18 protein-coding genes, 1 pseudogene and 1 riboswitch are annotated in these 19,981 nt (G+C 63.1%); of the genes and pseudogenes, 11 read left to right on the top strand and 8 right to left on the bottom strand.

Translation table 11 applies throughout. The annotated features are described in order from the left end of the window. The first annotated feature begins 111 nt into the window (after nt 1–111). From G394_RS0111345 to G394_RS0111360, 4 genes are all read left to right on the top strand, one after another. Complete coding sequence (locus tag G394_RS0111345; protein WP_028577757.1) at nt 112–939, top strand: 4Fe-4S binding protein; 828 nt, start codon at nt 112–114, stop codon at nt 937–939. 105 nt (nt 940–1,044) lie between these two features. Further along, a complete protein-coding gene (locus G394_RS0111350; protein ID WP_028577758.1) occupies nt 1,045–1,872 on the top strand; it encodes a phosphate ABC transporter substrate-binding protein in 828 nt (275 codons plus the stop codon). Between the two features lie 4 nt (nt 1,873–1,876). Further along, the gene (locus G394_RS21640; protein ID WP_245578325.1) at nt 1,877–3,685 is read left to right on the top strand and encodes a phosphate ABC transporter permease; all 1,809 of its coding nucleotides are present in this window, start codon (nt 1,877–1,879) and stop codon (nt 3,683–3,685) included. Continuing rightward, a complete protein-coding gene (locus G394_RS0111360; protein WP_043775618.1) occupies nt 3,673–4,434 on the top strand; it encodes a phosphate ABC transporter ATP-binding protein in 762 nt (253 codons plus the stop codon). The genes G394_RS21640 and G394_RS0111360 overlap by 13 nt, the downstream gene beginning before the upstream one ends. Before the next feature lie 84 nt (nt 4,435–4,518). Here the strand turns inward: G394_RS0111360 and G394_RS18935 are convergent, their stop codons facing one another. Beyond that, nucleotides 4,519–4,719 (bottom strand): peroxiredoxin, encoded by a 201-nt coding sequence (locus G394_RS18935; RefSeq protein WP_211226258.1) that lies wholly within the window; start codon nt 4,717–4,719, stop codon nt 4,519–4,521. A 60-nt stretch (nt 4,720–4,779) separates the two neighbouring features. Between G394_RS18935 and G394_RS18940 the strand changes: the two are divergent. The 3 genes and pseudogenes from G394_RS18940 to G394_RS0111380 all read left to right on the top strand — a co-directional run. Next, nucleotides 4,780–6,357 (top strand): annotated as a pseudogene (locus tag G394_RS18940) (molybdopterin dinucleotide binding domain-containing protein); the annotation flags it as partial. A 9-nt stretch (nt 6,358–6,366) separates the two neighbouring features. Then, nucleotides 6,367–7,101, top strand: coding sequence for a 4Fe-4S dicluster domain-containing protein (locus G394_RS0111375; RefSeq protein ID WP_028577761.1), 735 nt, complete (start codon nt 6,367–6,369; stop codon nt 7,099–7,101). 180 nt (nt 7,102–7,281) lie between these two features. Further along, entirely contained in the window at nt 7,282–8,073 is a 792-nt protein-coding gene (locus tag G394_RS0111380) for a protein phosphatase 2C domain-containing protein (protein ID WP_028577762.1), read from the top strand. Here G394_RS0111380 and G394_RS0111385 read toward each other — a convergent pair. From G394_RS0111385 to G394_RS0111395, 3 genes are all read right to left on the bottom strand, one after another. Beyond that, nucleotides 8,070–9,305: a glycosyltransferase family 4 protein gene (locus G394_RS0111385; protein ID WP_028577763.1), complete on the bottom strand. Its 1,236-nt coding sequence runs from the start codon at nt 9,303–9,305 to the stop codon at nt 8,070–8,072. The two genes, G394_RS0111380 and G394_RS0111385, sit on opposite strands and share 4 nt — an antisense overlap. Before the next feature lie 79 nt (nt 9,306–9,384). Continuing rightward, the gene (locus tag G394_RS0111390) at nt 9,385–10,674 is read right to left on the bottom strand and encodes a sensor histidine kinase (RefSeq protein ID WP_028577764.1); all 1,290 of its coding nucleotides are present in this window, start codon (nt 10,672–10,674) and stop codon (nt 9,385–9,387) included. Continuing rightward, nucleotides 10,664–11,347 carry a response regulator transcription factor gene (locus G394_RS0111395; protein WP_028577765.1) on the bottom strand — a complete coding sequence of 228 codons (684 nt, stop codon included), beginning with the start codon at nt 11,345–11,347 and terminating at the stop codon, nt 10,664–10,666. Before G394_RS0111395 ends, G394_RS0111390 begins: the two co-directional genes overlap by 11 nt. Nucleotides 11,348–11,450: 103 nt before the next feature. Here G394_RS0111395 and G394_RS18945 point away from each other — a divergent pair, with 103 nt between their 5' ends. The 4 genes from G394_RS18945 (at nt 11,451) to G394_RS0111415 (ending at nt 16,474) form a co-directional block, all read left to right on the top strand. After that, nucleotides 11,451–13,451 (top strand): LTA synthase family protein, encoded by a 2,001-nt coding sequence (locus G394_RS18945; protein ID WP_051307132.1) that lies wholly within the window; start codon nt 11,451–11,453, stop codon nt 13,449–13,451. Continuing rightward, nucleotides 13,451–15,067, top strand: coding sequence for an ArnT family glycosyltransferase (locus G394_RS18950; protein WP_051307133.1), 1,617 nt, complete (start codon nt 13,451–13,453; stop codon nt 15,065–15,067). Before G394_RS18945 ends, G394_RS18950 begins: the two co-directional genes overlap by 1 nt. 35 nt (nt 15,068–15,102) lie before the next feature. Continuing rightward, nucleotides 15,103–16,104 carry a metallophosphoesterase family protein gene (locus G394_RS20800; protein ID WP_169725557.1) on the top strand — a complete coding sequence of 334 codons (1,002 nt, stop codon included), beginning with the start codon at nt 15,103–15,105 and terminating at the stop codon, nt 16,102–16,104. A 145-nt stretch (nt 16,105–16,249) separates the two neighbouring features. Then, nucleotides 16,250–16,474 (top strand): lipid-A-disaccharide synthase N-terminal domain-containing protein, encoded by a 225-nt coding sequence (locus tag G394_RS0111415; RefSeq protein ID WP_245578326.1) that lies wholly within the window; start codon nt 16,250–16,252, stop codon nt 16,472–16,474. A 260-nt stretch (nt 16,475–16,734) separates the two neighbouring features. Here the strand turns inward: G394_RS0111415 and G394_RS0111420 are convergent, their stop codons facing one another. From G394_RS0111420 to G394_RS0111435, 4 genes are read right to left on the bottom strand one after another with little or no spacing between them, the layout of a single operon-like run. Beyond that, nucleotides 16,735–17,970: a DUF190 domain-containing protein gene (locus G394_RS0111420; protein ID WP_028577768.1), complete on the bottom strand. Its 1,236-nt coding sequence runs from the start codon at nt 17,968–17,970 to the stop codon at nt 16,735–16,737. Between the two features lie 13 nt (nt 17,971–17,983). After that, a complete protein-coding gene (gene crcB / locus G394_RS0111425) occupies nt 17,984–18,358 on the bottom strand; it encodes a fluoride efflux transporter CrcB (protein WP_028577769.1) in 375 nt (124 codons plus the stop codon). After that, nucleotides 18,355–18,531, bottom strand: coding sequence for a hypothetical protein (locus tag G394_RS21220; RefSeq protein ID WP_156902589.1), 177 nt, complete (start codon nt 18,529–18,531; stop codon nt 18,355–18,357). The genes crcB and G394_RS21220 overlap by 4 nt, the downstream gene beginning before the upstream one ends. Nucleotides 18,532–18,552: 21 nt before the next feature. Further along, a complete protein-coding gene (locus G394_RS0111435) occupies nt 18,553–19,761 on the bottom strand; it encodes an MFS transporter (RefSeq protein ID WP_051307134.1) in 1,209 nt (402 codons plus the stop codon). 97 nt (nt 19,762–19,858) lie between these two features. After that, nucleotides 19,859–19,920, bottom strand: a riboswitch (Fluoride riboswitch). Between the last annotated feature and the right edge of the window lie 61 nt (nt 19,921–19,981).

The raw sequence follows: 19,981 nt of genomic DNA on the forward strand, positions 1-19,981 counted from the left end.
GCGACATGCGTTTATGCCTCTGGCCACTGCCAGGGAGCCCGAAGTGACGGCATGTCGGATACTTTACGCTGTAATTTCGGTTTGTTGCAACATAAACAAGGATGAAATTGTATGAATATGAACTCCGCTGAACTCGTGTATTTTTCTCCGACGGGCACGACGAAAACCATTGTCGCGGGCATCGCGGAGGGTCTTGGCGCGCGGCCTTCGTTCCACGACATGACCGCCCAAAGCGGGTTAAGGGAAGGCCACTCCGCCGGTGAAATCGTCGTCATCGGCGTTCCCGTGCACGCCGGGCGCGTGCCGGAGCTGGCTGCGGCCCGTCTGCGCGCAGAGGTGCGCGGCGAGGGGCGGCCGGCGGTTCTGGCTGTGGTCTACGGCAATCGGGCCTTCGAGGACGCCCTGCTCGAACTGCGCGACCTGGCCCTGGAACTGGGCTTCGTCCCTGTAGCCGGCGCGGCCTTCATCGGCGAGCATTCCTTCTCCACGCCGCAGTGGCCCGTGGCCCAGGGCCGACCCGACGCCGCGGACCTGTACAAGGCCCGTGCCTTCGGCCGCTCCGTGCGCGAGCTGTTGGACGGGGTGCCGAAGCCGGCCGACCTGCGGCCCCTGGAGGTGCCCGGCAACTTCCCCTACCGCCAGGGCGTGCAGCCTTCGCCCATCTGCCCCGAAACCGACGCGCAATCGTGCATTCTGTGCGGCGAGTGCGCCCGCACCTGCCCTTCCGGGGCCATCGCCCTGGCTGAAGACAGCGTGCTGACGGAGGCCTCCCTGTGTCTGCGCTGCTGCGCCTGCACCCGCGCCTGCCCCACCGGGGCCCGGGTCATGCGCCACGAAAAAATCCTTGAATTCGGCCGGATGCTGTCGACGCAGTACGCGCAACGCAGGGAGCCGGAGTTTTTTCTGGACAATGAGGACGGTGCCCCCCGGTCCGCATAGCACGCGCCGATACATTCATTGCAGATCCATTTGCCCTATCGATTTGTTTCGACCCATCCTTTTGGGATAATTGCTCGAATAAATCATTTCCCAAGGGAGGCATCGATGAAACGTTCCATGCATTTTGCGGTCCTGGCGGCCCTCTTTCTCTTCACGTGCACGGCGGCGCGGGCCGACATGCTCCAGCAGTTCGCGGGCCAGAAGGGCAAGATCGACATCGCCGGCGGCACGGCGCACATCCCGGTCATGAACGAGGCGGCCAAGCGGATCATGACCGTCAACCCGGACATCCGCATCACCGTCGAGGGCGGCGGGACCGGAGTGGGCGTGCAGAAGGCGGGAGAGGGCCTGGTGGACATCGGCAACACCGGCCGCGCCCTGTCCGCGGAAGAGGTCGCCAAGTACGGCCTGGTCTCCTTCCCCTTCGCCGTGGACGGCGTGACCGTCGTCCTGAATCCGGCCAACGCCGTGAAGGAGCTGACCGCCGCGCAGGTTCAGGACATCTTTGCCGGCAAGATCACCAACTGGAAGGACGTAGGCGGGGCCGACGCGGCCATCACCCTCTACACCCGCGACGAGGCCAGCGGCACGCGCGAAGTGTTCTGGGAGAAGCTGCTGAAGAAGGGCGCCGTGGCCGACAAGGCCAACGTGGTCGCCTCCAACGGGGCCATGAAGGTCGCCGTCTCCCAGGACGCATCCGGCATCGGGTACATGAGCATCGGGTTCGTGGACGCCACGGTCAAGGCGCCCCTGCTCGACGGCGTGGAGCCCTCCCAGGCCAACGCCACCTCCGGCGCCTACAAGGTCGCCCGCAAGCTGTTCATGAACACCAAGGGCGCCCCCCAGGGCCTGACCAAGCTCTTCATCGACTACGTGACCGGTCCGGAGTGCACGGACATCATCTCCAAGGCCGGGTACATCCCGCTCAAGTAGGCGCGTGCGACAGACTCACACCTGCCGGCAAAATTCCACCCGGTTTTGCCGGCAGCTTTTTTACGACCGGGCGGCCAGGGCCCTGTCCTGCGGCGCGGGGTTCGTCTCCCTGGCGACGCTGGCCGCCATTTTCGCCTTCCTGGCGCTCTTGAGCCTGCCCCTCTTCACCCAGGGGCAATGGGACAGCGTCCTTCAGACGGTCTGGCGTCCCTTCGAGGGCCGGTACGGCATCGGGCCCATGGTCGCCGGATCCCTGATCCTGAGCTGCTCGGCCTTCGCCCTGGCCTACCCGCTGGGCGTCGGCGTCTGCCTTTTCGTTCTCGGGACCAAGGGCGGGCTCCTGCGCCGCGCGACCATGGGGGTGGTGACCTTCATGACGGCCATCCCCACCGTGGTCTACGGCTTCGTGTCCGTCTTCCTCCTCGTGCCGCTCCTGGGCAGGGCCTTCGGCGGCAGAGGCCCGTCGCTGCTGGCCGCCGTCCTGACGCTGGCCCTGCTCGTCCTGCCGACCATCGTCCTGTTCCTGCACGGGTCCATGCGCGAGACCGAGGAACGCACCCGCCTGACCAGCGCGGCCCTGGGGTTCACACCCATGCAGGCCCTGCTTCTGGTGGTCCTGCCCGGATCGGCTGCCGGGCTGCGCACGGCGGCGGTCATGGGCTGGTGCCGGGCCCTGAGCGACACCCTCATCCCCCTCATGCTGGCCGGCAACGCGCCGCAGTTTCCGGAGTCCCTGTTCGACTCCGTCCGCACCCTGACGGCGCACATCGCCCTGGTCGTGGCCATGGACAACAGTTCACCGGCCTTTCACTCCCTCTTCGCCTGCGGACTGACGCTCTTCGGCGTCAGCCTCGCCGCGCAGGCCGCGTTGCGTCCGCGGTCCGGAACGTCCGGACCCATGAGTGATTGGACCCTCGACCTGCTGTCCTTCATGGCGGCGCGCCCCGCATGCCGGGCCCTGGTCTCGGTCTGGGCCTTCCTGTCCGCCGCGGCGGTGCTGGCGTCCGTCGGCGCCCTGCTCGTCTTTCTGCTGTCGCGCAGCCTGCCCGTCCTCGACCTGCGCCTGTTTTTCGGCGACACGCCCATATTGTCTGCGCTCCTTGGGCGGCAGCCGGTCTGGGACGGGCTTTTCGCCGCCTGCGCCGGAACCCTGGCCCTCGTAATCCTGGCCTCGCTCATGGCCATCCCCGTGGGCATCGCCGGGGGCGTCGCCCTGTCCCAGTACCTGCGGGGCCCGTCGGCCGCGGCCCTGCGCTTCTCGGCCAACGCCTTGGCCGGCGTGCCGTCCATCGTCATGGGCCTTTTCGGCTTCTCGCTGATCATCCTCCTGCGGCACACCGTCGCGCCAGAGGCCAACACAAGCCTGCTGCTCTCGGCCGTGTGCATCGCCCTGCTCGTCCTGCCGTACACCATCAACGCCACGGCCCAGTCCCTGGACACCCTGCCCAAGGAGCTGCGCCTGCTGGGCCCGAGCCTGGGCATGACCTCCTGGCAGAGCCTGCGGCGCATCCTGCTGCCCGCCGCGGGCCGGGGGATTCTCGGCGGCGTGGTCCTGTCCATGGGCCGCGCGGCCGAGGATACGGCCGTCATCCTCCTGACCGGGGTCGTGGCCCACGGCGGCCTGCCGCGCGGGCTCTTCGACAAGTTCGAGGCCCTGCCCTTCACCATCTACTACCTGGCCGCCCAGTACCAGAGCGCCCACGACCTGGCCAAAGGCTTCGGCGCGGCCCTGACCCTGCTCGCCCTGACCGTCCTGCTGTTCTGCATCGCGCGGGCCCTGCAGGGCCGCATGGAGAGGGAATGGAAACACTGAACCCGCATTTCACCCTGCGCGGCGTGGGCGTGACCCTGAACGGCCGCCGCATCCTCGAAGGCATCGACCTCGATATCCCCAAGGGGCGCGCGACCTTCATCATGGGACGCTCCGGGGCCGGCAAGACCACCCTGCTGCGCGTGCTGAACCGCCTCAATGAATGCTTTCCCGGCAGCGAAACCTCCGGAGAGGTGCTGCTGCACCTGGATTGCGGCATCGTCCGGCCCTACGCCGGCGACATAGCCCTGCCGGAGCTGCGGCGCCTGGTCGGCATGGTCTTCCAGCACCCCAACGTCCTGCCCATGAGCATCGCGGGCAACATCGCCATGCCACTGACCACGGTCCGCGGCTGCGGCCGCGGCGAGGCCATGGAGGCGGCCCGCGTGGCCCTGCAGGAGGCGCGGCTCTGGGAGGAGGTCCGCGACAGGCTGGATGCCGACGCCCGCACCCTGTCGGGCGGCCAGCAGCAGCGCCTCTGCCTGGCCCGGACCCTGGCCATGAAACCAGATGTCCTGCTCCTGGACGAGCCCACGTCGTCCCTCGACTTCATGGCGGCCAGGGGCATCGAGGATCTGCTTGCGGGGCTGAAGGGCCGCTACACGCTGGTGGTCGTCTCCCATGGGAGGGAGTTTGCGGCGAGACTGGCGGACGACATCGTCATCCTGCGGGACGGACGGGTGCACGGGCATTCCGGGGACATCGACGCAGACCTCGAGGCTGGTCAGGAGGGACTTGAAACGCGTCCTTGAAAGCAGCGGCCTTCGCGCCGCATGCGATACGGCGCCCACCAATCACCTGACCGGTGAAACGACGGGCACCGGCTCGTTCCAGCGCTATTTCTTCAGTTCCTTGTGGCAGAACCACCAGTCGTAGCATTCGTGTTCTTCCATGCGCTTCTTCGCATCCTTTTCACTGGTCGCCGGGGGAATGATTACCCGGTCGCCGATAAGCTCGTTATGGGGCCACCCGGCAGGTATCGCACCCTGCTTGTCCGAAACCTGCAACGCCTTCACCGTGCGGACGATCTCGTCCATGTTCCGACCGATCTCCTGCGGATAGTACATGATGAGCCGCACCTTTCCGTCCGGGTCGACAAGAGCGTCAACTGGAAGCAGCACCAGCCCAAGTACATGGCCAGTCTGCTCAAGGCCATGTTCAAGGACGCGGACCTCGACACCGGCTACTCGTGGCTGCCCAAGCTCGACGACGGCCAGGACGCCTCCTGGCTGGTCCTCTTCGACGAGATGCTCAAGGGCAAGTTCAAGGGCTTCTTCGCCTGGGGCATGAATCCGGCTGTCAGCGGCGCCAACAGCCACAAGACCCGTGAAGCCCTGACCAAGCTGGACTGGATGGTCAACGTCAACATCTACGAGAACGAGACCGGCTCTTTCTGGAAGGGCCCGGACATGAACCCCAAGGACATCAAGACCGAAGTCTTCTTCCTGCCATGCGCGGTGTCCGTGGAGAAGGAAGGGTCCATCACCAACACCGGCCGATGGGTGCAGTGGCGCTACGCCGGCCCGAAACCCATGGGCAAGTGCCGTCCCGACGGTGACCTGATCTATGAACTGGCCCTGAAGCTCCAGGAGATGTACTCCAAGGACAAGGGCGCCTTCCCCGGACCAATCCTGGGGCTGAACACCCAGGATTGGGGCAACGGGCATGAGTTCGAGCCGCGAAAGGTGGCCAAGCTCATCAACGGCTACTACCTCAAAGACACGGTGGTGAAGGCCGCCGACGGCACCGAGACCGTCATGAAGGCCGGCAGCCAGGTCAACGGCTTTCCCAGCCTGAAAGACGACGGCTCGACCTGCTCCGGCAACTGGATCTATTGCGGCGGCTATACCGACAAGGGCAACCTTTACGAGCGCCGCGACAAGACGCAGACGCCCGAGCAGGCCACGGTCGGCATGTTCCCCAACTGGTCCTGGGCTTGGCCAATGAACCGGCGCGTGCTCTACAACCGGGCCTCGGTGGACCTGAACGGCAAGCCCTACCAGCCAAACAAGCCTGTTTTGGCCTGGGACGGAGCGAACAAGAAGTGGCTCATCGACGTGGTCGACGGAGGCGGCGACGCCGGCGCCAAGCACCCGTTCATCATGCAGCAGCACGGCATGGGCGCCCTTTACGGCCCCGGCCTGAACGAAGGCCCGTTCCCGGAGCACTACGAGCCCATGGAATGCCCCGTGGCCGAGCACCCGTTCTCCAAGACGCTCAACAACCCCGCAGCGCTCATCTTTGCCGGCGAGGAGAAGAAGCGCGCCGTGTGCGACCCGCGCTACCCCTTCATCTGCACTTCCATCCGCGTCACCGAGCACTGGCAGACCGGCCTCATGACCCGCTGGCAGCCCTGGCTGGTCGAGGCCCAGCCCCAGATGTTCTGCGAGATGAGCGAGGAACTGGCAGAAGTCAAAGGCATTAAAAACGGCGAGAAGGTCATTCTGGAGAACCCGCGTGGCCAAACCTGGGCTATAGCCATCGTCACCAAGCGCCTGAAGCCCATGAACATCATGGGCACGCCGATGCATCTCGTCGCCATCCCCTGGCATTATGGCTGGATCTGGCCCAAGGAAGGCGGCGACGCGGCCAATCTGCTGACGCCCAGCGTCGGCGACGCCAACACGAGCATCTCGGAAACCAAGGCCTTCATGGTCAACGTGAAGAAAGCGTAAGGAGCGAACATGTCCGGAAAATCATTCTTCGTCGATCTGACCAAATGTACGGCCTGCCGCGGCTGCCAGGTGGCCTGCAAGCAGTGGAACAAGCTCCCGGCCGAGGAGACCAGAAACCACGGGTCCCATCAGAACCCCATGGACGTCTCGGCCATCACCTACAAGACCGTGCACATGAAGGAAGTGGCCGACGACAAGGGCTTCATGGCCGCCTGGCTGTTCTTCCCCGAACAGTGCCGGCACTGCACCGAACCCCCGTGCAAGATGACCGCCGACGCTTACGACGACAAGGCGATCATCCAGGACGAGGCCACGGGTGCAGTCATCTTCACGGAAAGGACCAAGGATCTCCCGGATTTCGATGAAATCCGAGAGGCCTGTCCCTACAACATTCCGCGTCAGAACGCGGAAACAAAGGTCATGACCAAGTGCACCATGTGCCTTGACCGCGTGCAGAACGGCCTGAAGCCAGCCTGCGTGCAGTCATGCCCCACCGGAACCATGAACTTCGGAGATCGGGACGAAATGCTGGCGTTGGCCGAAAAACGACTGGCCGAGGTGCAGAAGAAATACCCGGACGCGGTGTTGGGCGACGCCGAGTCCACCAGGGTCATCTATCTGTACCAGGTTGATCCCAAATCGTACCACCCGTACTCGGTGGCCGACGCGTCGATGCCCGGCCTCATGAACCGCAAGGCCATGTTCGCCAGACTGTTCGGCTCGAGATCCAGAAGCAAGGCCTAAGGGCCTCCTCCATCGGCAGGCCGGGAAGGCAACTTCCCGGCCTTTCTTGCGTGCCACTGGCGTGTTCGACATGCCACAAGCGATAGGAGTTTTCGATTGCGGCCCGGCGCATCCATCGCATCAATCGTTTTGACATAGCCCCAGGTTGCATTCACAGGCTGAATGAAGGAGCACGCCGCAATGCATATCGAACACATTCTCGAACAGGGCTCCGGAGCCCGCAACGAAGACTGCCTGATCATGGACGGCAACATCTTCGGTGTGTTCGACGGCGCCACCAGTCTGGACGGGGCCTGTTTCGGGGACGGTGAGAGCGGCGGATCCCTGGCTTCTTCCATCGCCGGGCAGGCATTTCTGCGCAACCATCATCCCCTGCTGCGGCTCGGAGTGGAGGCCAACGACGCCATCAGGGCCGGCATGGAGTCCCGCCGGGTGGACATGTCGAGTCGCCGCGGACTGTGGAGCGCCAGCGCCGCCGTGGTCCGGCTCCGGGACGGGGCCGTCGAGTGGTTCCAGACCGGCGATTGCCAGGTGGTCTTCATCGACGGGGACGGAGGCTTCAGGCTGCCGGCTGTCAGGGAAGACCACGATTATTCGACCCTGTGCATGATCAGGGAGCGAGGTCGCTTTCACCCGGAGGTGCAGGCGCTGATTGAGACGGTGCGGGAAGGCATGAACCGCGACTATGGCGTGCTCAATGGAGAGCGGGAGGCGATCGGCTTTTTCCGTGCGGGCACGGAGCCTGTCGGCAACGTGAAGAGCGTGCTCCTGTTCACCGACGGGCTGGACGTGCCGTGCTCGTCCCCCGCGCGGAAAAAGGACTACTCATGTCTGGTGGGCATGGCGTGCGAACTCGGACTGCGCGGACTTCGCGACCACGTGCGCGGCCGCGAGGCTGCCGACCCCGATATCGAGTACTATCCGCGCTTCAAGATGCACGACGACATCGCCGCTGTCGCAATCCATTTCTAAACCTCCGCTTGAGCGTTCATGGCGTTCCCGTACACCACTTCGACGCGGGCGTAGATGCCCTCCCAACCGAAGGGCTCCGTGGTTATGCGGACATAGTCCTGGTCAATTCCCACTCCCCTCGTCACATCCGCGACGGCGTCCCGCAGCGCCCGCGACAGCCGCAGTTCCAGCAGCGGTTCGTCGGCCTTGAACGGTCTGTCCACGGTCTCCAGGGGTGGCAGTTCCACCATGCGCACCATGGGCGGCGGCGAGTCGCCGAACAGCTCCCTGGAACCGGGCAGGTCCGTGGTCACGATCCGGCAGCCGCAGGCCATGGCTTCCAGCAGGACCAGCGGCAGGCCCTCGAAGAACGAGGGTAGCACGAAGATGTCGCTTAGCCGCATGAGGCCCCCGAGTTCCCGGTGGGACAGAACGCCGTGAACCGTGACCCGGTCACCGTGCTCGGCGGCCAGCCGCAGGCACAGGTCCCGTTCCGCCCCGCTGCCGCCGCCCACCAGATGCAGGTGCCACGGCGCCTCGACCTGGCGCAGGCTGCGCAGGAGCCAGGGCACGCCCTTGGAGGAATCGAGCTTGCCCGCGTAGAGTAGCTGCACCCGGCCGGGAATCCGGTCCCGGCCCTCGGAGAAAAAACACAGTTCGTTGTACCCGCCGCTGATGACGTCCACCCTGTCCGGGTCGATGTCCAGCAGGTCCACGATCTCCCTTTTCTGCTGCCCGAAGAGCGCGATGATGCGATCGATGCGTTGCAGCGGCCCGATCAGGGCGTTCCCCAGGTCAGGGCAGAGGCGATGCTGCCGCAGGCATGAACCGTGACAGGTGGTCACCAGGGGGATGTGCGGCGCGGCTTCGCGGGTCTCGGCCGTGACCATCCAGAGGTGGTTGCTGTGGATGACGTCCGGCCTGAAGTCGGCCACGGCTGCAGCGACGATCCTGCGGAAGGCCGCCCTGTACTCGATGACCTGCAGCCTGGTCAGGGAGGAGCAGACCGTGCTGGGGTACGGCATGACGTCGCTCATGCCCATGACCGGGAAATCGAGGTCGTGCCCGTCGAAACGGAGCAGTTTAACGTGCCGCGGCGCGATCAGTTCGGCCGGCACCGCGAAGTCCGCGGACACTCCGGCCACGAGGAACGGCTCATGCCCCCTGGCGCGGCCCTGCAGGATCATTTCCTGGACGTATTTCCCGCTGCCCGTGAAGTCCGGCTTCTGGCTGAGGACGTGGAGAATTCTCATGGCCTGCGTCCAACGCTTCCTGCACTGTCCCCGTGACGGGGTGCGGGTTGATTTTGATCGTTCCCGGGGGTGCACAACCTCATCCGTTTCGGGCCTCATCCATAGCCCGGCACGCGCCAAACGAAATCCTGAAACACGCCCCGGTCTCCTGACAGCTCGGGGCCGCGATCTCCCAGCCGTTGTGCTCGCAGATGCGCTTGACCAACGACAGCCCGAGCCCCAGGCCTTCGCCCCTGGCGGCCGCGCCGCGCACGAAGGGTTCGAAGATGCGGTCCCTCTCATGCTCGAGAATCCCCATGCCCGTGTCTTCGACCCTGAAGCCGTTCCGTTCCAGGACAAGGCGCACCGTGCCGCCGGCCGTGTAATGCAGCGCGTTGCGCAGCAGGTTGGCCATGACCGTGCGCAGGAAAGTCGGGTTGTGGCCGGCCGTGTCCGCTCCTTCGTCGATCAGCTCGAATGCCAGTCCCTTGGCGCGGATCGCTGGCTCCCACAATTCGGCCTGTTCACGCGCAACGTCGGCCAGCGTGGCCGCCTCAGCGGCTTCGGCCGGGCCTGACCGCGCGAGCAGCAGGAATGTCCGGACCAGGTCGTTCATGTCCCGCGCGGACCGGGCCATGCGTTCGAGCTGCGCGCGCTGGCCGTCCTGAAGCGGCTGTTCGAGCAGCAGTTCGCACGATGTCGAGATGACCATCAGCGGCGTGCGCAGCTCGTGGCTGACGTCGCTGGTGAAGAGGCGCTCGCGTTCGATGGACCGGCGGAGCCGTCCAAGGGTCGTGTCGAAGGCGGCCGCCAGATGCCCGATTTCGTCGTCCGCATAGTCCGGGGCCAGCGGGGCCGTGCTGGTGTCGAGCTGGTCCGGGTGCCGGACCTGTCCGGCGAGCCTGGCTACCGGCGCCATGACCTGCCGGGCCATGACCACGCCAAGGCCCCAGGACAGGACGATGCACAGCAGAAAGCCCGCCAGAACCACCGAGAAGAGAATCTTCTCCCTTTCCTCGAAATCCCGTTGGTCCTGCAGAAGCATGTACCGCGCGCCGTTGGCCTCCAGGACGTAGACGTAGGTGGCCTCGTTCTCCTCCTCGATTTCCGTGAACCCCTCGGGATAGTCTGCGAAACGTTCCGGGATTGGATGATCTGCCGAGTTCGAGGCGAAAAAGCGGGTTCGGGCGTCGAGGCGCGGCTCCCTGCCGGCCTTGATGTCCTCGTGGAGGACCATGTTCAGCTTGCCGCGCAGCTCTTTCGAGATGAGCTGATCCTCGACGAAATGGACCACGGCCACGATCCCAAGGGAAAAGGAGCCGCTGACGACCACGGTCATGAGCACGAAGGCGATGGCGATGCGCCGGGAAAAGGGGAGCCTAGAGGTCATCGGCCGTCTCCGCCAGTCGGAACCCGATACCGTGCACCGTGTGCAGCAGCGGCGAGCCGAAGGGCTTGTCCACAACCTGGCGCAGCTGGTGGATGTGGCTGCGCAGGCTGTCACTGTCGGGGCAGTCGTCGCCCCAGAGCTCACGCTCCAGTTCCTCGCGGCGAACCACGGCCGGGCTTTTGCGCATCAGGATCTCCAGCAGCTTCAGCCCGAAGGGATGCGGCTTGAGCGTTTTCCCCGCGCGGCGGACCTGCAGGGTCTCCACATCGAAGGAAAGGTCGCCGACCCGCAACTCGCGGCCCCGCCCCCCCCTGCTCCTGCGCAGCACGGCCTGGATGCGCGCGTGCAGTTCGGACAGGGCGAAGGGCTTGACGAGATAGTCGTCGGCGCCGGTGCCGAACCCGCGGATGCGGTCGTCCAGCGTGTCGCGGGCCGTGAGCATGATGATCGGGACGTCGAGCCGGGCGTCCTCGCGCAACCGTCTGCAAATCTGGAAACCGTCGATGCCGGGCAGCATGACGTCCAGCACGATCAGGTCGTAGGTCTGGGTTGCGGCCAGGTGCAGGCCTCCGAGCCCGTCCTGGGCGCAGTCGACGCTGTACCCCTTGAGCTGGAGGTAATCGAGCACGTTGGCGAGGATGTCGGGGTTGTCTTCAACGATCAGGATGCGCATGGATGCGGGCCTTGGATTGGGGTTTCACGAATTTTTCACGACGGCACGACATTAAGCTCACGGCCGGGCGGGTAGTATGGGACAACACCATGGAGGAATGCACATGTCCCTTGTACGATATGCCCAGGTCCGCTGTTTGGCCATCATCCTGGGCGCCTGGTTGGCCGTTTTTTCTCTGACACGCCTCGTTTTGCTGGCAAGTCATCTGGGCGATGTCAATGCCGGCGTGGTCGGCATGCTGGGCATCTTCGGCCTCGGCCTGGTCCATGACCTGAGTTTCCTCAGCTATGCGGCGCTGCCCGTGGCACTGCATTTCGCCCTGTGCCCGGCATCGGTCTGGGAATCAGGGTGGCACAAGGGCCTGCTGCGCGGCCTGATGGGGGTCAGCCTTTTCGTCATGCTCTTCACGGCCGTCTCGGAATGGCTGTTCTGGGACGAGTTCGGCGTACGATTCAACTTCATCGCCGTCGACTACCTCGTCTATTCGAACGAAGTCATCAACAACATCCTCGAATCGTACCCCGTCTATCCCCTCCTGGCCATGCTCGTCGTGCTCTCGGCGGCCGGGGTCGCCCTGTCGGGCAAGGTCATGGACAGGGCCTTCAGGGCGCCCCAGCTGTCGCGGCGCGGTCGATGGCGGCTGCTCGCGACCGTCGCCGGGACGAGCCTTCTTGTGACCGCATTCGTGGGGCAGAATTTCGCCGCAGGCGGCAGCACCATGCAGCGCGAACTCGCGGCCAACGGCCCGTTCCAGTTCTTCGCGGCGTTCCGCAACAACGAACTCGACTACGCCCAGCTCTATGCCACCCTGCCGGACGAGGAAGTCGGGGCGTTGCTGCGCCGGGAGGTGGCCGAACCCGGCGCCCGCTTCGTCAGCGACGACCCGCAGGACATTCGCCGCAAAATCGACAACCCGGGAGCCTTCCGGCGCATGAACGTCATCGTCGTCACGATCGAGAGTTTGAGCGCGAAATATCTCGGCTGTTTTGGCGATGAGCGGGGCCTGACCCCAAATCTGGACCACCTCAAATCCGAGAGTCTCTTTTTCCGCAATTTCTACGCGACTGGCACACGCACGGACCGGGGCCTTGAGGCCATCACCCTGTCCATGCCCCCGACCCCCGGGCGCTCCATCGTCAAGCGCCTGGGACGGGAATCCGGGTACGCGAGCCTCGGCCGCCAACTGGAAGCGCGGGGTTACGACAGCGTCTTCCTGTACGGCGGGCGCGGCTATTTCGACAACATGAACGCCTTCTTCGGCGGCAACGGGTACCGCATCATCGACCAGACGAGCGTTCCGGAGGAGGAAATCACCTTCAAGAACGCCTGGGGCATGTGCGACGAGGACCTATACGCCCAGGCCCTACGGCAGGCGGACATCGACCACGCCGTGGGCAGGCCGTTTTTCCTCCAGCTCATGACCACGTCCAACCACCGGCCCTACACCTACCCCGAAGGCCGCATCGACATCCCGTCGGGGTACGGCCGTGAGGGGGCCGTCAAATACGCGGACCACGCCATCGGCGCATTCCTGAAAGAAGCGCGTCACCGCCCTTGGTTCGGGTCCACGGTTTTCGTCTTCGTCGCGGACCACACAGCGAACAGCGCCGGCAAGGAAGACCTGCCAGTGGAGAAGTACCGCATCCCCCTCTTCATTTTAGCGCCCGGAATCCTCGAACCGCGTGAAGTACCGACGTTGGCTAGCCAGATCGACCTGGCCCCGACCCTGCTCGGCCTGCTGAACCTCGACTACACTTCGACCTTCTTCGGCCGGGACGTGCTGCGCGAGGATGCCTCGGTAGGCCGAGCGCTCATCGGCAATTACCAACATCTGGGCCTCTTTGACGGGCACAACCTCGCCATCCTGAGTCCGAAAAAGGGAATTCGCCGCCACGACGACGCCCTGGGCCTGAGCGACGAATCGGCCGGCAGCGAGCAGGACCCCCTCGTGCGTAGGGACATCGCCTACTTCCAGGGCGCAAGCCACATGTTCCAGCATGGCCTCCTGCGCTGGTCCCCTGACGCCATGTTGAAGGCGGACGATGGGGAAACGTCGCCAGCAGGCGCTGCCACGCTCCCGTCGCCGACGCACAAGGAGGGCTGATGACTGCAGATCGATCTCGCCTGATTCCTCTGCTGGGAGCCCTGGTCGGCCTGGCGCTCCTGCTGTACGCCACGCTCTTCGCGCACCGGGACGTGCTCGGCGTGGACATCATGGAGGCCCGCAACCTGATCACGGCCCGGGAAATGATCGAGACGGGACATTGGCTCCTGCCCACGTTGCACGGGGAGCCGCGCCTGGCCAAGCCGCCCTTGCCGACCTGGCTCACGGCAGCGGCCATGCTCACCGGCAACGAAGGGCAGGACACGGACCTGTCCGTGAACCGCATACCGTCGGCCCTGGCCGGATTGCTTCTTGCTGTATCGCTCTTCGGGCTGACCCGCCACTGGACCAGGAGTACGGCCGCCGCCGCGTGGGCCACGGCCTTTTTGGCCACCAGTTACATGTTCGTGCTCATGGCCCGGCGCAACAGCTGGGACATCTACTGCCACGCCTTCATGCTGGCTGCCCTGTGGGGCGTGGCGGTGATTGTCGACTCGCCCGGTCCCAGAAGAAAATTGGCCGCAGGGACGGGGCTGCTGCTCGGTCTGTCCGGCCTGAGCAAAGGGCCGGTCAGTTACTATGCCCTGCTGCTGCCCTTTGCCGTGTCCTTCGTCTCGACAGGCGGCTTGAACGGGGTCCGGGCGCACGGGAAGGAACTGGGTCTGGCTCTTGGAATCGGAATCGCGCTGTCATCCGTCTGGTTTGCGGCCGCCTGGCTGGCCATGCCGCATGACTTCTCCCGCATGGTGGCCACGGAGCAGGCGGCCTGGATCGTGGAGCATACCAAGCCGTTCTGGTTCTACCTGCAATTTCCGCTCATGACGGGAATCTGGGTCCTGCTTGCCTGCGCCGCGCTTTGGCCGGGTCATGCGCGCCCGCTGATCGAACCGTTGCTGCCCTACTGGCGTCCGGTGCTGTGGAGTTTCGGCTGCGTCCTGTTGCTCATGCTCGTCCCGGAAAAGAAGGACCGGTATCTGCTGCCCGTTCTCATCCCGCTTTGCCAGCTCATGGGCGTGTACGTGACGGGCTTGCTGCGCGACACGCACAAAGGCGGACGTTTGGGACGCATGCTTGTACAGGCGAACGCCGCGGTTTTCGGGTTTGTGTGCCTTGCTGTACCGATGGCACTGATCTGGTTGCGGCCACGATTTCCCGCCCTGGACGGTCTTGAACTGGCCGCAGTCGCGCTGGCGGCCGCACTGGCTGCGGCGCTTCTGTACCGGCTCTGCCGCTCGCAGCATCCGACGGCTCTCTTCATGGCCGAGTTCTCGATCCTTGGCATGTGCTGCCTGGCGCTGCCGGCCATTGTTCAGCCCGCCGCTGGGGACATGTCCATGCCTCTCGCGGAGATCCGCTCTTTCACCGCGGACGGACCCGTCTTTTCCGACAGATCCCTCAAGTTCCAGGACGCGTGGGTCATCGGCAAGAAGCCTTTGGAACCTGACGAGTACTCCAGCATTGAACTCCCTGACAAAATTTACTTTGTTTCGCGCAGGGACAATCCTGCTCTGCCGGATATGCTGCAGGGGTATGGGCCTATGGAGCGATTGGCTGTGTCCGATTTTTCAGGGCAGAACATGTATTTTGTCACTCTCAAACGTCATAAAACGGAATAGTACGATCTTTTTCCGTCACATTTTCCGAGAAGATGATGCACACATTTTATAGACGCTATTTCGTATTGACCATGATTGTGTTATATGTACTCCTCGCCGGTATACAAATATATGCCTGTGTCGTGACATACGTCGCCCGTCAGGCTGCGCTCCCTCAAAATTTCGGAAATTTTGAAAAGGTGCGTGCATCCTTGCCCGCATCCGATCCGGAAAATCCGTTCACCTTCGTGGTGGTCGGCGATCCACGCAGCACGGGCACCTTTGAAGGCTTGGCCGAGGAAATCAACAAGGCCCGGCCGGATTTCGTCGTCATTCTCGGCGACTGGGTCGACGGAGGTTCCATGGATCAGCACGCGTATTACAAGCGGGAATCTGCGGAATACAATTTTGCCTGCCCGGTCTTTTTCACGCCTGGCAATCATGATGTTGATCCGGAAAAGTATCCTTTAGCCGCGTTTGAAAAGGACTACGGACCACGAAATTTTTCATTTGTTTACAATGACAATATATTCATTTTCATAAGTCATCTCGACAGCAGATTTTCCAATAATGAATCCTTGGAATATCTCCGCTCACTGGACACACGGACATTGGCATCATATCGCAATCGCTTCGTCTTTATGCATATACCGCCATGGGTTTCGCCGGACATCAAGGAACGCCATACCGCGGATGAGAATGAATTCATGCAGATTTTTAAAAAGTTGAAGATAGATTACGCCGTGGCCGCGGATTTTCATGGCTATAACCGCACACGGTTGAACGGAGTGGAATATATCATAACAGGTGGAGGAGGTTCTCATCTACATGAATCTCAAGGACGACAATTCCATCACGCCCTTGCGTTGACTGTCGGGAAAGATATGGTATCAGAAAGAATTTTGCCGGCATCTGCACACTTTGATTTTGACGACTGGGCTGAATTGAATTCAATCGTCCATATCGGACCATTCTTGTTTAGGCATCCTGTAATCATATTACTGGCGAACGCTTTGTTTCTATTTATTTTATTTAAAAATTTCAAATCAATCTATTAAATTTTGTAAAAAAATTTTCTAAATGTCCTTCGTCGCAATGGAGGAATAAATTCAAACAATGTCTATATTCAGTGGATATGTCATGGAAATATCATCACAGTTCTGGTTGCTGGCAATTGGTTTTATCGGACAGTCCCTTTTTTTCATGCGCTTCTTCTGGCAGTGGATTGTCTCTGAAAAAGAGCGCCGCAGCGTAATTCCCGTCAATTTCTGGTATTTCAGCCTGTTTGGCAGTTTGTTCCTCCTCGTTTACGCGATTCTCCGTCGGGATATTGTCTTCATCATCGGACAATCCACGGGTTTCATCATCTACTTCCGCAATATTTTTCTTATACGACACGAAAAAAGAAAAGCCTGCGCCATGTCCTAGCCATCATCCACGCCTCAAAGTTGGAGGAATCCCTGCCTATGCAACGCGAGGTAGGCGTTCTTCAGTATTTCTACTCGAAGGAAGCTCTGGCGATACCTTCGTTGGGAACTGGTTGCGCCTGACTCGGACTGTCGGGTTGCCTCGCAAATCAGGGATTTTGAGGACATCGATGCCGAATTGTCAGTCGCATGTGGGTCTCGTTCGGCTTGAACAAGCCGGTCGCCATGAATGACAGAAGCCGCGCATCGAATACCGGGACTTCAGCCCGCCAGGCATTTCAGCACGGTGTCCCTGTCCACCATGCCCAAAAGCCTCCCTCCGCCGTCCACGACCAGAATCCGCTTGACCTTGCGCTCGGTCAGGGTGCGGATGACCTCGGTCAGGGGCATTTCGGGGTGGATGGTGATGCTGTCCATGGTCATGACATCCCGCGCTGCGCCCTGTATATCCGGCTCTGCACCTTCTTTGCGGGAGAGCGCGGCGATGAGGTTTTTCAGGACCCCGGGCGCGTTTTTACGGGCGAAGTCGTTCAGGATGTCCCGGTCGTGGACCAGTCCCATGACTTTCATGTCTTCGTCCACGATGACCACCCTGCGCAGGGGCGAGGCCAGAATCTGATCCAGGATGTCCGGGAGCGCGGTGTCTGGTCCCGCTGTGGGCACGTCGCGAAACATCACGTCTGCTGCCGTGCCGCGGGTCGTGTCGGGCAGAACGTCCAGATGCCCGGCCACAACGGACGCATGGCCGATGGCCCGGAGCACGTCGGCCCGGCTGACGATGCCCATGAGCGTGCCGTCGTCGGCCACGACCGGGAGGCGTTTCATGTCGCCCTTGGCCATGAGCTGCACCGCATCGCTGACCTTGGTCTTGATGTTCAGGGTCTGAACCGGCGAGGTCATGATGTCCCCGGCCACAAGGTTTCTGAAATCGAGGCAGCGCACATGCTCGTCCCGCATGTTCGCCGGCAGGCTGCACTGCGCGTCGAGGCTCAGTGGCATCCCGCCGCGCGAGAGGAGGTCGCCGCCGGTGATGATGCCCCTGATCGTCTTGCCCTCGAGGACTGGAACCGCCTTGACCTTTCTCTGCAGCAGCAGTTCGACCACTTTGGCAAGCGGGGTCGAAGGCGAGACGGTGGCCACGTCCTCGGTCATGACGTCGCGGATGCGCAACGGCAGGTGGAAGACCGCCTGGGCCTCGCTGACAACGATGCTCCCCTCGTCGACCATGGAGTCGGCCACGGGCAGAAAGGCGTCTATCCGATCTGGCCTGTCGACGATCTCGACCACGACGGGCAGGTCTTCCGACAGGCGCAGTATCTTGGCCGTATGGATGAGGCTGTTGGCCCCGAAGCCCATGAATCCACGACAGACGGTCGCTCCGGCCATACCCCTTTGCCGTGCCGCCTCCACGATGGCCTCGTGCAGTACCTGGCCCTGGAAGCGGGCCGACTCGCCCATGAATATCCGCATGACCTTCACGCTGATCAAGGAATGCATACAGGTCCCTCCATTAAATGATTCTGCCCAGACCCGAGCCCAGATAGAGGGCCGCGAACCCGACGATGTTCTGCCCGCCGACATTGAGGGCGAGCTTGAGCCACTGGCCTTCGTTCAGGATGCCGCCGCTTTCGAAGATGAAGGTCGAAAACGTCGTGAACGCGCCCATGAAGCCCGTCAGGATCAGGATGCGCGCCTGCGCCGACAGGAAGCCGCGTTCCTCGGCCAGGACCGCGACCAGGCCGAACAGAAAGCAGCCCAGGATGTTCACGGCCCAAGTGCCCCAGGGGAAGTCGCGCCCCAGGATGTCGTAGGCCAGGCCGGACAGCCAGTAGCGGCTCAAGGTGCCGCAGGCCCCGGCCAGGGCGATCAGAAGGATTTTCATCATGGATTCCTCGTTGAAAGCATAGTGTCACTCTCCTCAATTCGCCACGCCGCTGTCGGCAACTGAGGACGTGTTTCCAGGGCGGCCATACCGAGCATGTGGGCGCCCTCGTCCCGTCTGCGGCTGACGGAAAAATGCAGTTCGACCGTAATTTCCCGCAACTCATTGACGCTCATGGCGTGTCCTCCCCTCCCCTGCTAGACCGCGGCCCTGATTTTCGGACGAACCGCCAGGGCGACGATGACGGCCAGAAAGGCCGCCGAGCCGCCGAGCACGAACGGCGCGCGCGACCCGATCAAGTCCCAGCACAGTCCGGCCGTGACGCTGCCGGCCAGCATCATGAGCCCTACGCCCATGTGGAAGATGCCCATGGCCGTGCCCTTGCGGTCTTCCGGTATGCGGTCGCGGATGAGCGCGCGGCCCACGCCTTCGGTCAACCCCATGAACAGCCCGTACAGGGCGAAAAGCCACCACACGTCCCCCATGCCCGCATTGGCCACGCCGAGATAGACGAAGCCGTACAGCGTCCAGCCAGTCAGGACCATCTTCCAGCGTCCCATGCGATCGCTCAATATTCCGAGCGGGTAGGCGCTGAGCGCGTAGACGAGATTGAAGAGCAGGTAGGCCATGATGGACTGCGTGTCGGTGAGGCCCAGATCCTTGGCGCGCAGAATGAGGAAGGTGTCCGAGGAATTGGCAAAGGCGAAGACCAGAAGCGGGGCCAGGGTCAGCCAGAAGGCCTGCGGCAACCCGGACCACGGCTTGCCGCCCAGCGGCACTCGGGACGGGGAAGGCGCGCCCGTCGGGGTCTTGGCCGCCTCGCGCAGGCGGAAGGTCAGCCATACGGCGGCAAGGCCCGGCACTGTGGCGATGAGGAAGATGGTCCGGTAGTGGCCGGGGAGCAGGAAAAGGAGCATGGTGGCCAGCAGCACGCCGATCATGGCCCCGGCCGTGTCCATCATGCGGTGGAAGCCGAAGGCCTGGCCACCTCGGGACGCGTCCACGGCGTCGGCAATCAGGGCGTCCCTGGCCGTGGTGCGCAGCCCCTTGCCGGTGCGGTCCACGGCCCTGGCCAGCAGGATCATGGGCCAGGAAAAGGCCATGGCCATGAACGGTTTGGATATCGCCCCCAGCCCGTAGCCCCAGCGGATGTACGGCACGCGCCTGCCCAGCTTGTCGCAGTGCCAGCCGGAGACGCCCTTCATGATGCTGACGATGACCTCGGCGATGCCTTCGATGGCACCCAGCACGGCCACGGGCGCCCCGAGCACTGCGGTCAGGAAGAGCGGAACCACGGGGTAGACCATTTCCGAGGCGACATCCATGAAGAAACTGACCCAGCCGAGGCGCTTGACCTCCTCGGGCAGGGCCGTGCGCGCACTGAATGTATTGTGTATGAGGCTCATGCCGTTCTCCTTGAATTACGGTCAAGGCAGGACCGGCCAAAAAAAACCACGACTGAGCGTGGTATCGTCGGACCGCAAAATTCCTACCATCGCTGCTGCAAAAGTAGGAGTCATCAGCGGCCATCGCGGTTCAAGGGGGACTCCATCCCCGCCGTGAAAGGTATTCCGAACGTATTGTCGAGTAAAGCTGAATTTCGGCGTCCTGTCTGCCGAATCCTCC

It is taken from the genome of Desulfomicrobium escambiense DSM 10707 (genome assembly GCF_000428825.1).
Taxonomy (GTDB): Bacteria; Desulfobacterota; Desulfovibrionia; order Desulfovibrionales; family Desulfomicrobiaceae; genus Desulfomicrobium; species Desulfomicrobium escambiense.

Excerpts from the sequence above, each read along its gene's own strand:
- G394_RS0111380 (WP_028577762.1), top strand. The coding sequence starts at position 7,282 with ATGCATATCGAACACATTCTCGAACAGGGCTCCGGAGCCCGCAACGAA.
- G394_RS0111390 (WP_028577764.1), bottom strand. The coding sequence starts at position 10,674 with ATGACCTCTAGGCTCCCCTTTTCCCGGCGCATCGCCATCGCCTTCGTG.
- G394_RS0111435 (WP_051307134.1), bottom strand. The coding sequence starts at position 19,761 with ATGAGCCTCATACACAATACATTCAGTGCGCGCACGGCCCTGCCCGAG.
- crcB (WP_028577769.1), bottom strand. The coding sequence starts at position 18,358 with ATGATGAAAATCCTTCTGATCGCCCTGGCCGGGGCCTGCGGCACCTTG.
- G394_RS18935 (WP_211226258.1), bottom strand. The coding sequence starts at position 4,719 with ATGGACGAGATCGTCCGCACGGTGAAGGCGTTGCAGGTTTCGGACAAG.
- G394_RS21220 (WP_156902589.1), bottom strand. The coding sequence starts at position 18,531 with ATGAGCGTCAATGAGTTGCGGGAAATTACGGTCGAACTGCATTTTTCC.
- G394_RS0111395 (WP_028577765.1), bottom strand. The coding sequence starts at position 11,347 with ATGCGCATCCTGATCGTTGAAGACAACCCCGACATCCTCGCCAACGTG.
- G394_RS0111360 (WP_043775618.1), top strand. The coding sequence starts at position 3,673 with ATGGAAACACTGAACCCGCATTTCACCCTGCGCGGCGTGGGCGTGACC.
- G394_RS18950 (WP_051307133.1), top strand. The coding sequence starts at position 13,451 with ATGACTGCAGATCGATCTCGCCTGATTCCTCTGCTGGGAGCCCTGGTC.
- G394_RS0111350 (WP_028577758.1), top strand. The coding sequence starts at position 1,045 with ATGAAACGTTCCATGCATTTTGCGGTCCTGGCGGCCCTCTTTCTCTTC.
- G394_RS18945 (WP_051307132.1), top strand. The coding sequence starts at position 11,451 with ATGTCCCTTGTACGATATGCCCAGGTCCGCTGTTTGGCCATCATCCTG.
- G394_RS0111385 (WP_028577763.1), bottom strand. The coding sequence starts at position 9,305 with ATGAGAATTCTCCACGTCCTCAGCCAGAAGCCGGACTTCACGGGCAGC.
- G394_RS0111375 (WP_028577761.1), top strand. The coding sequence starts at position 6,367 with ATGTCCGGAAAATCATTCTTCGTCGATCTGACCAAATGTACGGCCTGC.
- G394_RS0111345 (WP_028577757.1), top strand. The coding sequence starts at position 112 with ATGAATATGAACTCCGCTGAACTCGTGTATTTTTCTCCGACGGGCACG.
- G394_RS20800 (WP_169725557.1), top strand. The coding sequence starts at position 15,103 with ATGCACACATTTTATAGACGCTATTTCGTATTGACCATGATTGTGTTA.
- G394_RS0111415 (WP_245578326.1), top strand. The coding sequence starts at position 16,250 with ATGCGCTTCTTCTGGCAGTGGATTGTCTCTGAAAAAGAGCGCCGCAGC.
- G394_RS0111420 (WP_028577768.1), bottom strand. The coding sequence starts at position 17,970 with ATGCATTCCTTGATCAGCGTGAAGGTCATGCGGATATTCATGGGCGAG.